General features: G+C 54.5%; 10 protein-coding genes. 8 read left to right on the forward strand and 2 right to left on the reverse strand.

Annotated features, from left to right (window positions below):
* Positions 1 to 248 precede the first annotated feature (248 nt).
* Entirely contained in the window at positions 249 to 2,654 is a 2,406-nt protein-coding gene (locus GFR01_RS09535; protein ID WP_174694702.1) for a TonB-dependent receptor, read from the reverse strand.
* A 484-nt stretch (positions 2,655 to 3,138) separates the two neighbouring features.
* Here GFR01_RS09535 and GFR01_RS09540 point away from each other — a divergent pair, with 484 nt between their 5' ends.
* On the forward strand, positions 3,139 to 4,050 hold the full coding sequence (locus GFR01_RS09540; protein ID WP_244902231.1) for a LysR family transcriptional regulator: 912 nt from the start codon (positions 3,139 to 3,141) through the stop codon (positions 4,048 to 4,050).
* 49 nt (positions 4,051 to 4,099) lie between these two features.
* On the opposite strand, the gene GFR01_RS09545 is transcribed toward GFR01_RS09540, so the two are convergent.
* Positions 4,100 to 5,215, reverse strand: a complete 1,116-nt coding sequence (locus tag GFR01_RS09545; protein ID WP_099182477.1) for a THUMP domain-containing class I SAM-dependent RNA methyltransferase — start codon at positions 5,213 to 5,215, stop codon at positions 4,100 to 4,102.
* Between the two features lie 263 nt (positions 5,216 to 5,478).
* Between GFR01_RS09545 and GFR01_RS09550 the strand changes: the two genes are divergently transcribed.
* The 7 genes from GFR01_RS09550 (at position 5,479) to GFR01_RS09580 (ending at position 13,524) form a co-directional block, all read left to right on the forward strand.
* Positions 5,479 to 6,501: an aldo/keto reductase gene (locus tag GFR01_RS09550; RefSeq protein ID WP_099182260.1), complete on the forward strand. Its 1,023-nt coding sequence runs from the start codon at positions 5,479 to 5,481 to the stop codon at positions 6,499 to 6,501.
* Between the two features lie 329 nt (positions 6,502 to 6,830).
* Complete coding sequence (locus tag GFR01_RS09555) at positions 6,831 to 8,477, forward strand: FGGY-family carbohydrate kinase (RefSeq protein WP_099182261.1); 1,647 nt, start codon at positions 6,831 to 6,833, stop codon at positions 8,475 to 8,477.
* Between the two features lie 32 nt (positions 8,478 to 8,509).
* Positions 8,510 to 9,826 carry an ABC transporter substrate-binding protein gene (locus tag GFR01_RS09560; protein WP_099182262.1) on the forward strand — a complete coding sequence of 439 codons (1,317 nt, stop codon included), beginning with the start codon at positions 8,510 to 8,512 and terminating at the stop codon, positions 9,824 to 9,826.
* A gap of 12 nt (positions 9,827 to 9,838) precedes the next feature.
* Complete coding sequence (locus GFR01_RS09565; protein ID WP_099182263.1) at positions 9,839 to 10,747, forward strand: carbohydrate ABC transporter permease; 909 nt, start codon at positions 9,839 to 9,841, stop codon at positions 10,745 to 10,747.
* 1 nt (position 10,748) lies between these two features.
* Positions 10,749 to 11,576 (forward strand): carbohydrate ABC transporter permease, encoded by an 828-nt coding sequence (locus GFR01_RS09570; protein WP_099182264.1) that lies wholly within the window; start codon positions 10,749 to 10,751, stop codon positions 11,574 to 11,576.
* Positions 11,577 to 11,629: 53 nt separating this feature from the next.
* Positions 11,630 to 12,733, forward strand: a complete 1,104-nt coding sequence (locus GFR01_RS09575) for an ABC transporter ATP-binding protein (RefSeq protein ID WP_099182265.1) — start codon at positions 11,630 to 11,632, stop codon at positions 12,731 to 12,733.
* A 17-nt stretch (positions 12,734 to 12,750) separates the two neighbouring features.
* Positions 12,751 to 13,524, forward strand: a complete 774-nt coding sequence (locus GFR01_RS09580; protein WP_099182266.1) for an SDR family NAD(P)-dependent oxidoreductase — start codon at positions 12,751 to 12,753, stop codon at positions 13,522 to 13,524.
* Positions 13,525 to 13,527: the final 3 nt, after the last annotated feature.

Genomic DNA, 13,527 nt, shown 5'->3' on the forward strand with positions numbered 1-13,527 from the left:
AGTTTTTAGCGAGTGCTATTTATTCACAAAGCCTTCAGGTACGCCAGTGCGTCAGGGTTACGGATGCAGTCTATGATGAGAGATGGTGTCGGTTGGTTCAGCAGCACAGCGACAGGCTGAGTGGCCAGAGCGCATAGATGATGAAAGATATACCTTCATCCGGCTCCATACCTGGCGTTGCCAAATACAAAAAAACCCTCAGAAGCGGGTGAGCTTCTGAGGGTATAAATCGAACTAAAAGGCTTTGATCAGAACGCCGTAGAAATCGTTCCGGTCATGCTGAACCGTGGAGTAACGTAGAATTGCGCGCCTGACGTAGCTGCAGCAAGATTGCCATTCATCAAGCGTACTGCCGATGCATTTGTACCTACGCCAGCAACGCCTGTCCGAACAATCGAACCCGTCAAGTTCGTAAAGTTTAAGCGGATCGTTGGCGACTTAGCATACCAGACGGGCTTGAAATGGTAACCAAGAGACAGCGTATCAGTCACGTAGCCCGGGATACGCTGGTCACCAGCAATAGTAACCGATTGTGGGCCAGTATAATGAACCGTGGCATTAGCAAAGAAGCCCTGATTTACGTATGTCAGACCAAAATTGGCCATGACATGTGGTGAAAGAGGGGCTTGTGTTCCCTTGGTTCTGTACGCTGTCAGGTTTCCATCAGCATCGGAGGCGGCAATATTGCTATCCATCCGGGCATTCAGATACTCAAACGATACATACGGGCTGAAACCGTAGATCGGCTGGGTAGAGAACATGGCGTCAAAGCCACGTGCTGTCTGGTTGCCCGCATTAACGACGCCAGTCTGATTGTTACCGACATAGGTCGTCAGCAGCCGATTGGTGATGTTGTAGTTAAACAGGTCCAGATCAACAATGACGTACTTGTCATTATAGCGGTAACCAAGTTCTTCCTTGATGGAATACTGATTTTTCGGAAGCGTACCGGTATAAGCGGTGTTTCCAAGTGCCGAGGCAGATGGCTGACGGAAATCACCCTCTGCATTCACATACACCTGGTGATGTTCATTAAAGTGGTAGCTGATGGAGAGATGAGGCAGTGGCGCCGTCAGGTTTTGACCCATCTGGCTGTGGCCCGGATATGTAATGTACCAGACATTGGACATGACATATTTGAACCCACCAGCAACCTGAAGCTTATCATGGAAATACTTCGCGGTATCCTGCAGGAACAGGGAATGGATTTCGTATCCGGTCGTGTTACCGTAGTAGGAGCGGCTTCCGCCAGAATAGACCTGATAGGCAGCATCATTCGGGCTTGGGTTTGAGCCGTCCGCCTTCGTCACGCTGACTGGGAAGTGCTGCGTATAGTCCTGATTTTCGTACCAGTATCCGAGCTCAATATGGTTATGCTTGTCGATGTCATAACCCAGCTTGGCCGTCGCGCCGACGTCAAGAGCTCCGTTTTCTTGGAAGTAGCTTGTTAGCGGCGTCCCTGCTGCGATTGTTTGTCCGGACTTGTATGTCGTCGTTCCGTCAGCAAAGTCACCCGAGCTACCGTCCCAACCTTGACCCCAGTTATAATAGGGGCGCAGGTCGAACTGTAGCTTGTCCGTGAGGACTACGTGAATAGGAGCACTCAGGAAAAGCTGATTCCAGTGATCGATATTGTTCTTCCAATAATCGTTTCCGATTGCGTCAAAGCCAGCTTTGCGGCCGTATCCCTGTCCGGTGCTCTTGTATTTGTAGAACTCAGCAGCAGTCGGATAATTGTCGATTGTGAAATCTTCATTATTCCAGGACATAAAGAGCTTGGCATAAGATCCGTTTTGCCAGTCTTTACGGATACCGAAGTCAAGATGGCGTCGCTCGTTGATGCCTGCTCCCATCCAGGAGCGGGCATGACTGTTGGAAAAGGAAAGATAGCTGCGAACGCCTGTGTTTCCGATTTCACCAGATTCAAGACGGATAAATTCACGCGACAGATTGTTTGTGCCGTATGAAAAATCAACCAAGCCACCGAACGTATGCGATGGGTCATGAGATGTTTCATTCATGACGCCAGCCGCAGCAGATGTCGCTGGCAGATCAATCGGCGAGGACCCAGGCATCATGCTGACGCTGTCCAGGTTTTCTGAATCGATATCCTCAGCCATATAGGACGCGCTTGCCGCCGGTGCGCCATCCACCATCAGAGCCATATCAGCATCTGTCAGGCTTCGACTCTGGATGGTACCACCCTGCATGCCTGACGTATCTGGCGTAGAGACGCTGACACTCGGCAGGTTCTTGATGAGATCAAGTGCCGTGCTGGTTGGGCTCTTGGCTTCAATAAACGCTTTTGTGATCGTCTGGATAGCGTAGGGAGCCGTTTCGACACGCATCATCCCGCCGCCGCGGCTCCGCGCCAGGCGGGAGGTGGAAACCGTTACGTGTTCGTCACCCGTAGAATTGATCGACGATGGCCGACGCATCTTGGGACGCTCTGGAACAGTCGTAGCGACGGCATTGCGGGATGCCTTCTGGCTGTGGGCCGCTACACCGTGAGCGTGAGACTTGTGTTTTACAGCAGTGGCCCCGGTCGCCGCCTGTGCTGGTGCAGCCAGAGATGCTGAACCAAAACCTGCCAGACACGTTACAAGAAGAAGGGCCTTCCTGGACGACTGCTTTTCAGATCGATACGGACACATAACCTGCTGGCTTCCCCTGCTGCAAGACACTCGACGTTCCCCACAGGACCTGGTCTCCGATCAGAAGACCCTTCCCATAACGAAGTCGTAACATAATCGACCACTGCCTCAAAAGGCGAATAATTGCCTCGGAGTGACATCAAAAATAGATCACTCGCGAAATCGGACACACTTGTGGATCTTTCTACACACTTACAGAAATGCTTTGCAATCCGATCCTCTTCCGAAATCAGATCTGTGTCATCTCGAAAAACTACATGTATAACAATCACTTATCGGAAAACCGAAGATATAAAAGCATATTTGTCGCGATGGATTTTTTTCCTATGGCACCATAAGGACCTGCAATGTGTCTTTTGTGCCACACGAGCTTTGCGAAAAATGAACTGCCCATAAACAGGTAGGCTCAGTTCGAAATCGGTACAAAATCTTGATGGTGCCGCAAAATGTTCTTATCGTGCATCTTTTGGGCGAGAGTTCGGTCATGCTGCACAGTCGACTTCTAACCTATCTGGATACGGTCGCCCGTTGCGGTTCGATAAGGAAAGCTGGCGAGCATCTGAACGTCGCGTCCACGGCTATCAATAGGCAGATCCTGACGTTGGAGCAGGATCTCGGCACGCCAATCTTCCAGAGACTGCCCAGAAAACTCGTTCTTACGGCCTCAGGTGAAATCCTGCTCGCGCATGTTCGCGAAACCCTGAAGAACATGAACCATACAAGGCAGATTCTCGAAGACCTGAAAGGATTGAAGCGCGGAGAATTCTCCATTGCCACGATGGTAGGTCCTGTTTCTACCTTTCTTCCCCTAGCCCTTACAGATTTCCATAATACGCATCAGAATGTCCGCACGCATGTCAGTACCTATGGTACGCATGATTTGGTCGAAGCGGTTAAGAACGGGCAGGCCGATATTGGAATAGGCTTCGATATCCCACCCGAAAACGGGTTGGTGGTCCAAGCGTCCAGAAGCGTGCCCTTGGGTGTTGTGATGAGTGCCCAGCACCCCCTCGCCCATCAGGAGTCCATCAGTCTTGAAGACTGCAATGCATGGCCGTTGATAGTCGCAGATGACAGTATGGCGATCCGCCCGCATCTGGAAGATCTCTATACTGCCAAAGGTCTGACCCTGGCACCTTCTCTGGAAACCAATTCCATCGAACTTATGCGGCAAATGGCACTCGTACCGGGCAACATCACGTTTTTAACCCCACTCGACATCATTCAGGAACAGTCCGAAGGCAAACTTAAATTTCTTACATTAAGAGAGAATGGCATTCACCCACAGACCGTTTCCATTGTCGCACGGTCCCGAATTTCAAATCCTTTTACATCTCTCTTTATTGAGAGGGTTGAATATTTTCTTCAGGAATACAGTTCCGCCCATTTTGTATGAATCTTAAAAGAACGGAATTCGAGATAATTCCGAGATCCGCACTTCTTGACTACTTAAGAATGTCTGTCTGGAATAGAAAGACCTTCAGCCCTCCATGAGGGATGGGCGCACCAGTCGGTAGAAATGGCAGACCAGTCGCGTGAGCAAGGGACGTTTCAGTGGTGATGATCCCAACGCGCCAGCCTTTAAAATGCTCAAGCATCCGCTGCCCAAGTGCTCGATACAAGGCTGAAAGTTTCTTTTTGTCACCAATACGCGTTCCATAGGGAGCGTTCAGGATCACCAGACCGGGAGGCCCTGCCGGAGGCAGGATGTCACTCACCGTCGCCTGATTGAAGGTTGTATAGGCTGTGACGCCAGCGCGTTCAGCGTTAGCCCGGCTCATGGTGATCGCCCCTGCATCGCGATCACTTCCATAAAAATGAAATTCCGGAGCACGTTGGCTCTTCACCGCCCGCATCTGTTCCCAAGCTTCCGGATCAAATGTGGCAAAATGCTCGAATGCAAAATGTCGAGACCGGCCCGGATTTAGACGCGCGGCTACTTCTGCCGCTTCGATAACGAATGTCCCAGACCCACACATCGGGTCGAGGACAGGCTCCTGCCCATTATATCCGCATTTCCTTAGAAACAGGGACGCCATCGTCTCTCGCATGGGAGCCCGGTTGACGGCTTCTTTATGTCCGCGACGGTGTAGAAGGTCTCCAGACGTATCAAGACTGAGCGTGCAGAAATTGTTCTCAATCCGTGCGCGAACGATGATATCCGCAGTTTCGGATCTCGGAACTCCCAGTGTCTCGGTAATTGCTTTGGCAATGCGCTCAGCCGCAGCGCCGCTGTGATAAATTCGGGACGTAGAGCAGGAAACCTCAACCCGAAATGGAACATCCGTCCGCAAGAGTTCCCCCCAGGAGACTTCCTTAGCCCGGACCTCAAGCTGGTTCAGATATTCCGCCCGGAACTGTCCGATACGAGCGAGAACCCGGCTGGCCCCCCTGATCCAGAGGTTTGCGCGCCAGACTTCAGGCCATCCTCCCCGCAACGTTACTCCCCCAGGCACAGCTTTGGGTTGGCGGAACCCCTTCAGCTTCACTTCGGCGCAGAGCATGTCCTCAAGACCGGGGGATGTTGCGAGAAAAATTTCAAAGTGCCTGTTTTTCGTCATGGCGCCTCCATGGCAGGAAGCGGCCAATTGAGCAATCATTTCTGACAGATTTGGGGATAGGAGGGACTTATTTTTAGTAATGTTTTGTCAAGTAACCAGATACGATTGTAAAGTTATCGTGGCATCGTCACTCCTTTCATGGATCGGACGTAAGTATCCATACTCTTGGAAGCCCCCTGCGTTGGTCACAGAGGTGAAGCCAGCGGCCTTTCCGTCATATTTCGTCCCATGTCGTGAAAAGAACCCCATCGGGAGGATCGACGATGAAGCCATCAGAAACACGCAAGTTTGGCCGCAACGACTTTAGCGTTACAGCCTTCGCTTTTGGAACTGCTCCGCTCGGAAATTTTCTGCAGGAAGTGTCCGAAGAAGACGCCGCCCAGATGATACAGCATGCCTGGGATGCAGGTATCCGGCTTTACGATACGTCACCCATGTATGGTCATGGGTTAGCTGAACTCAGGCTGGGACAGGCTCTCAGATGGAAAAACCGGGACGACTTTGTCGTTGCCACAAAAGTTGGGCGTACACTGCACGCGGCGCCTCGCGCCGAAATAGATTTTGCTCCCTGGGTCAACGCAGCACCCAACCGCATGACATTCGACTATACTTATGACGGAACAATGCGATCATTTGAAGATTCATTGCAGCGATTGGCCCTTGAGCGTATCGACATGGTGTTCATCCATGACATTGACCGGTTTACACATGGGCAAAACCAGCCGGAAGTTTTCAAACAGGCAATGGATGGTGCGTGGCGAGCCCTGGAAAAGTTGCGCACCGAGGGCGTCGTCAAGGCTATAGGGGTTGGTGTGAATGAATGGGAAGTTTGTCACGCTGCTCTTCAACAGCATGATTTCGACTGCTTTCTTCTCGCAGGTCGTTACACCTTGCTTGAACAAGACGCCTTGCGGGATTTTCTGCCGCTTTGTGAACAAAGGAATGTTACGCTGCTTGTGGGTGGCGGCTTTAATTCTGGTATTCTTGCTACCGGTGCTGTGAAGGGCGCCAAATATAATTACGCCCCTGCCCCTTCGCATATTCTCGATCGGGTTTCCCGTATCGAGGCTGTTTGTAAAAGGCATCATGTCCCATTACCTGCAGCGGCTTTGCAGTTTGTCGTGGCGCATCCGGCGATTTCATCTTTTTGTGCCGGGACCCGCAATACCAGTCAGCTCACGCAAAACCTGGCATGGTTCAGCCATCACATTCCGGAAGAGTTCTGGAACGACCTTAAAGCCGAGCACCTTCTGGCTGAAGAAGCGCCTGTCCCTGTTGCTGCATAGCGTAATGTATGGAGGACGGGGTGTTGAGTGCCGCGTCCTCGCAAAACATCCGTGGCATTCATCTTTTTGCGATCTGTACGTTTTCCTTTCTGAATTCCATTTCGCGCTATGGACAGCCGGTAAGCTATATGTAACATAAACACTGTTATATATTCTGGATTGTGCGTTATCTTTGGAAGTGACATAACATAGCGGTATCGGGATTTTTTAAGGTTGCCCATGGTTCTCAGAGGCAATTTTTGGTCACGGACGCTTGGTATGACACTGGAGAGATAGCTCTCCCGAAATCTCGGCAATCTATCTGCACGATACAACCTGGGTGTGGCCTTATGGATCTGGTTCTTGGAGTTGATGTTGGAACAGGGAGCGCCCGGGCCGGTCTCTTCACCCTCGATGGGGAAAAGAAGGCCTCTGCCGTCCAGCCGACCCGGACATGGACACCTGCAGACAATTACGCCCAGCAGTCTTCCGCCAATATCTGGGAGGCTGTTTGCACGGCAACCCGAACGGCGCTTTCCATGCTGGACCAGCCTTATCGAATTGTAGGTATAGGTTTCGACGCAACCTGCTCTCTTGTTGTCCTTGATCCAGAAGGCCGTCCGTTATCCGTCGACCCTGACGGTGCGGATGGGCAGGATGTTATCCTTTGGGCGGATCATCGCGCCCTGAAGGAAACCGCCGAAATCAATGCAGGTGGCTACGAAGTCCTGCGTTACGTAGGAGGCAAAATCTCCCCGGAGATGGAGACGCCAAAGCTTCTCTGGCTCAAACGGAACCTGCCGGACATTTTCGCCAAGGCTGGCCATTTTTTCGATCTGCCGGATTTCCTGACTTGGCGAGCCACAGGGTCCCTGTCTCGCTCGGCGTGTTCCACGGCCTGTAAGTGGACCTATCTGGCCCATGAAGATCGTTGGGATGATACGTACTTCAAAGCCATTGGCCTCGAAGAGCTGACAGAAGACAACTATGCCCGGATTGGCAATGACATTCGGGCGCTGGGCGGCGTTGCTGGAGACGGTCTGAGCGCTCAGGCTGCAGCGGAACTTGGTCTTGAGCCAGGGATTCCTGTCGGAGTGTCCGCCATTGATGCTCATGCTGGGGGTATCGGCGTCCTCGGTATTGAGGCAGCCGGTGCGCTTTCAGACGATGTACTTGAGCGCTCAATTTCGCTAATCTGCGGTACATCCAGCTGCCATATGGCAGCCTCCAGAGAGGCCCGCTTTGTTCCGGGAGTCTGGGGACCGTACTGGAATGCCATGGTGCCTGACATGTGGCTCAATGAAGCGGGCCAGTCTGCAACAGGCGCCTTGATCGATTTTGTTATTTCCAAGCATTCGGCGGGTCCTGCCCTCAAGCAGGAAGCAGAACAGTCAGGGACAAACATCTACGCTCTGCTGAACGATCGTGCGGATGCTCTTGAGCAGGACCAGCTTCCAGGAACGAGCACTGCGAACCTGCATGTGCTGCCGGATTTCCACGGCAATCGTTCGCCTCACGCTGACCCAGACCTCAAGGGCGTCGTCAGCGGGCTAAGCCTGTCCGCCAGTGGCGATGATCTGGCAAAGCTGTATCTGGCGACGTTGCAAGGCCTTGCCTATGGCACCAAAGACATCATTGATGCGCTTAATGCCCAAGGCTACCGGATCGACACGATCCTCGCCACGGGTGGCAGCACCAAGAACCACGTCTTCCTGCGTGAGCACGCCAACGCAACAGGTTGTCGCATTCTCCTGCCCGAAGAGCCGGACTCAGTCCTTCTGGGGGCAGCCATTCTTGGCGCCGTCGCCAGCGGAGAATACGCAGATCTTCGCACCGCCATGGCCCGGATGAGCCATGCCGGAACCGAAATCCTGCCTGATGAGCGAACAGGCGCCTATCACGCAGCCAAACGTTCCATCTGTCATGACATGCTGAACAGTCAACTCGCATGGCGTCAGCAGATGCGGGACGTCCTTGAGCCTGTCCCTTCCCACTGATCCTGCTTCCTTTTTCGAAAGGTCTGAGTTTCATGTCCCGTCTAAAGTCACTCTGCGCACTGACTCTTCTCTTGAGCGGTTCAGTGCTCTCTTCAGCTCATGCTGCTGGCACCCTGACAATCGCCACCGTGAACAACGGCGACATGATCGTCATGCGACAGCTTTCCTCGGAATTCGAGAAAGCCCATCCAGATATTCACCTGAACTGGGTGACGCTGGAGGAAAACGTTCTCCGCCAACGCGTCACGACCGATATCGCCATGAAAACCGGTCAGTTCGACGTCGTGACCATCGGCAACTACGAAGTACCCATCTGGGCCAAGCAGGGCTGGCTGACGGAACTCAAGCCGGACGCAGCCTATGACGTAAACGACGTCCTCCCGTCCGTGCGTGATGCCCTGACATCTGACGGCAAGCTGTACGCCCTGCCCTTCTATGCAGAAAGCGTCATGACCTACTACCGCAAGGATCTGTTCCAGAAGGCTGGTTTGACCATGCCCGAGGACCCGACTTACGACCAGATCCGACAGTTTGCTGACAAGATCACGGACAAGTCCGGTCAGGTCTATGGCATCTGCCTCCGCGGAAAGCCCGGCTGGGGCGAGAACATGGCCTATGTGGACTCCCTGGCAAACACCTATGGCGCACAGTGGTTCGACATGTCCTGGAAGCCCCTGCTGACGTCTGATGCCTGGAAGAAGGCACTCACATGGTATGTTTCTACCCTCAAGGAAGATGGCCCTCCAGGAGCGACGTCCAACGGTTTTAACGAAAATCTGGCTTTGTTTGCTAGCGGACATTGCGGAATCTGGATTGATTCCACCGTTGCTGGAGGCCTGCTGTTCGATCCAAAGCAGTCTCAGGTGGCCGACAAGGTTGGCTTTGCGACTGCTCCCAAAGGCCCTTATGGCAAGGGACCGACGTGGCTCTGGGCCTGGAGTCTCGCCGTTCCGGTCAGTTCCCATCAGAGCGCCGATGCCCAGACCTTCATTACATGGGCGACGTCCAAGGAATACGTAAAACTGGTTGCCGACCGTAAGGGATGGGTTGCCGTCCCTGCCGGAACACGTGCTTCTACTTATGCTACGCCTGAATATCAGCAGGCCGCACCCTTCGCTTCCTTCGTGCTGAACGCCATCAAGACAGCCGATCCGAACGGGCAGACGGCCCAGCCTCGCCCCTACACTGGTGCGCAGTTTGTCGGCATTCCCGAGTTCCAGGCCATGGGCACACAGGTTGGCCAGACGGTCGCTGCGACGCTCTCCGGCCAGATGACAGTCGATCAGGCTCTCGCATCCGCACAGTCTTCCGTAACCCGTTCGCTGCGCCAGTCCGGCCGCGCCAGATAAGGCTCCCATGCCATGCAGGCCGTTGTCGAACATAGCCCCACACCGGGAGCCTCCGCACGGAAGGGAAAAGGAGCAGGTTTCCTGCTTCTTTCCCCGGCTGTTCTGATTCTTCTGGTCTGGTCGCTCGTCCCACTGGGAATGACCCTGTGGTACTCCCTCCTGAATTACAACCTTGTAGACCCGACGCTTCACGGCTTCGCAGGCTTCAGTAACTACTGGTACCTGCTAACCGATCCTGATTTCCTGCACTCCCTTCTGAATACATTCATTCTCGTGGGAGGGGTGCTCGTCATTAGCGTTGGCGGCGGTACATTACTCGCCGTCCTGTACGATCAGGAATTCTTTGGGCGTGGCATTGCCCGCGTACTGGTGATTTCCCCGTTCTTCATCATGCCAACGGTCTCCGCCCTGCTGTGGAAGAACCTGATGCTGCACCCGATCTATGGCGTCTATTCTGCCATGATGCGGGCTGTCGGCCTCACGCCAATCGACTGGCTGGCACAGTTCCCGCTCCTGACCGTCATGATGATCGTCGCCTGGGAATGGCTGCCTTTCGCCGTGCTCATTCTTCTCACGGCAGTCCAGTCACTGGACAGTGAGCAGAAGGAAGCCGCCCGTATGGATGGCGCAGGCCCTGTCGCACAGTTCCGGCATATTATCCTGCCCCATCTGGGACGTGCGATCAGTGTCGTCGTGATGATCGAGACGATCTATCTGCTGACGGTCTTTGCCGAAATTTCCGTGACGACGGCCGGTGGCCCCGGCGTGGCCTCTACCAATCTGGCCTACCTCATTTACTCCCGCGCCCTGCTCCAGTTTGACGTCGGTGGTGCCTCCGCCGGTGGCGTTGTCGCCATTATCATCGCCAATATCGTTGCGGTCTTCCTCGTCCGCTCCGTTGCTCGCAATCTGGAGGTCTGAGATGGCCGTTAAAACAAAACGCAGCACTCAGATTGCCGTCACCCTTCTGGGGTGGGGCATCGCGCTGTGGCTGTTCTTCCCGATCTTCTGGATGATCCTGACCGGCTTCAAGGGCGAAGTGGAGGCTGTCTCTTCACCACCCAAACTGCTCTTCATGCCGACCCTTAGCAGTTACGCGGAAGTCTTTGAGCGGGCCAGCTATTGGCACTTTGCTCTCAACACCGTCGTTGTTTCGGTCGGAGCGACGGTCGCTGCCCTGTTGCTGGCTATTCCGGCAGCCTATTCAATGGCGTTCATGCCCTCGAAGCGGACGCGTGGCACGCTGCTCTGGATGCTCTCGACCCGGATGCTGCCTCCGGTCGGTGTGCTGGTTCCGATCTACCTTCTGGCCCGCAACACCCATCTTCTGGATACCCGCACCGGTCTGGCCATCGTGGACATGCTCACGAACCTGCCAATCATCGTCTGGATGCTCTTCACGTTCTTCCGTGAAGTCCCCGCTCCCATTCTGGAAGCTGGCCGGATGGATGGGGCCACGCGCTGGCAGGAAATGACAATGGTTCTGCTGCCTCTGGCGTTGCCTGGCATTGCATCCACGGCCCTGCTGTCGCTGATCCTGTGCTGGAACGAGGCTTTCTGGTCCTTGAACCTGACGTCCTCCAACGCGGCTCCGCTGACGGCATTCATTGCCTCCTTCTCCTCCCCGGAAGGACTGTTTTTCGGCAAGCTTTCCGCCGCCTCGACCCTCGCTGTTGCGCCAATCCTCATCTTTGGCTGGATCAGCCAGAAGCAGCTTGTCCGCGGCCTGACGTTCGGAGCCGTAAAGTGACCGACCTTTTCCTTCCTGCCGTTGCCCCCACGCTTACAAACGGGATCTGACCCATGGCTACGCTTGAACTCAAGAACATCCGCAAGACGTACCTTACGGAAGAAATCATCAAGGGCATTTCCCTGTCGATCGAGAACCAGGAGTTTGTGGTGTTTGTCGGGCCATCTGGCTGTGGCAAATCCACCCTTCTGCGCATGATTGCCGGCCTCGAAGACATTACATCCGGAGATCTGCTGATTGATGGCCAGCGCGTCAACGACGTTGAGCCCGGCAAGCGCGGTCTGGCGATGGTGTTTCAGTCTTATGCGCTCTACCCGCATATGAACGTCTACAAGAACATGGAATTTGGCCTGAAGCTTGCCGGTATGCCGGAGGCAGAGCGCCGGCAGAAAATCGAGCATGTCGCCCGTACGCTTCAGCTTGAGCCCTATCTGAACCACAAGCCCGGCCAGCTTTCAGGCGGACAGCGTCAGCGTGTAGCCATCGGGCGCGCCATTGTGCGGAACCCGAAGGTGTTCCTGTTCGACGAACCGCTGTCCAATCTTGACGCCGCTCTGCGTGGCCAGATGCGTGTGGAGCTTTCAGCTCTGCATCGCAAACTCGGTGCTACGACGATCTACGTGACCCACGATCAGGTCGAAGCCATGACCATGGCAGACAAGATCGTCGTGCTCCAGAAGGGCGTCGTGGAGCAGATCGGTTCTCCCTTGGAACTGTACCATCACCCGCGCAACCTTTTCGTGGCGAAGTTCATCGGCTCCCCTCCCATGAACTTCTTCTCGGCCATTTTCCAGGATGGTGATGCGGAAGGCTCGACGGTCCAGCTTCGGGACGGAACAATCCTCAGGGTTCCTGTCGCTCCACCCGAAGTTCTGCCCGGTACGAAACTTACGCTTGGTATCCGTCCAGAGCATCTGGAACTCGCAGCACCCGGCCCGAATAGCGGCGGCGTTGAAGTCATCGAACGGCTTGGTGCCACCACGCTTGTTCACGTTCGTCTGGAAGACGGGCAGAGCGTCGTCGTCCAGACGGATGGCTTTACAACCATTGAGGTTGAGACCCGCGTCAGCCTGAGAATGCCTCCTCAGTACTGTCATCTTTTCGCCCCTGATGGACTGGCCTTCGAGGCTTGCCGTCGTCATCCCCTCGCCGCCTGATTTCAGGAATATTCAAGATGTACATGGAAAAACTTCGCCTTGATGGCCGCACCGCTGTTGTCACCGGCGGCGCACAGAATATCGGTCTGGCATGCGTAACGGCTCTCGCTGAAGCGGGTGCCCGCGTTGTGATTGCAGATCTGGATGAAGCTCTGGCTGCAAAGTCCGCTGAAGGCCTTCGTGCGGAAGGGTTGGACGTCGGCAGCATCCGCATGGATGTCACGAACACGGAAAATGTTCAGGCCGCAATCAAGACCGTGCATGAGCAGGAAGGTCATCTGGATATTCTGGTTGCCTGCGCCGGGATCTGCATTTCCGAAGTGAAGGCAGAAGATATGACAGATGGCCAATGGCTCAAGCAGGTTGATATCAACCTGAACGGCATGTTCCGCTGCTGCCAGGCCGTCGGTCGCATCATGCTTGAGCAAAAGAAAGGCGCGATTGTTGCAATCGGTTCCATGTCCGGGCAGATCGTCAACCGCCCGCAGCAGCAGGCCGCCTATAATGCCTCGAAGGCGGGTGTGCACCAGTATATCCGCTCACTGGCGGCAGAATGGGCCCCTCACGGCATCCGAGCCAATGCCGTTGCTCCAACCTATATCGAGACGACCCTGACGCGCTTCGGCATGGAAAAGCCGGAACTGTATGATGCCTGGATTGCAGGGACGCCAATGGGGCGCGTGGGACAGCCCGACGAAGTGGCCTCTGTCGTACACTTTCTAGCCTCGGAAGCTGCGAGCCTGATGACGGGTTCGATCGTCAACGTGGATGCTGGCTTTACCGTCTGGTAACTG

The sequence above is a fragment of the Gluconobacter frateurii genome (assembly GCF_002723955.1).
In the GTDB taxonomy this organism is placed as follows: Bacteria; Pseudomonadota; Alphaproteobacteria; order Acetobacterales; family Acetobacteraceae; genus Gluconobacter; species Gluconobacter frateurii.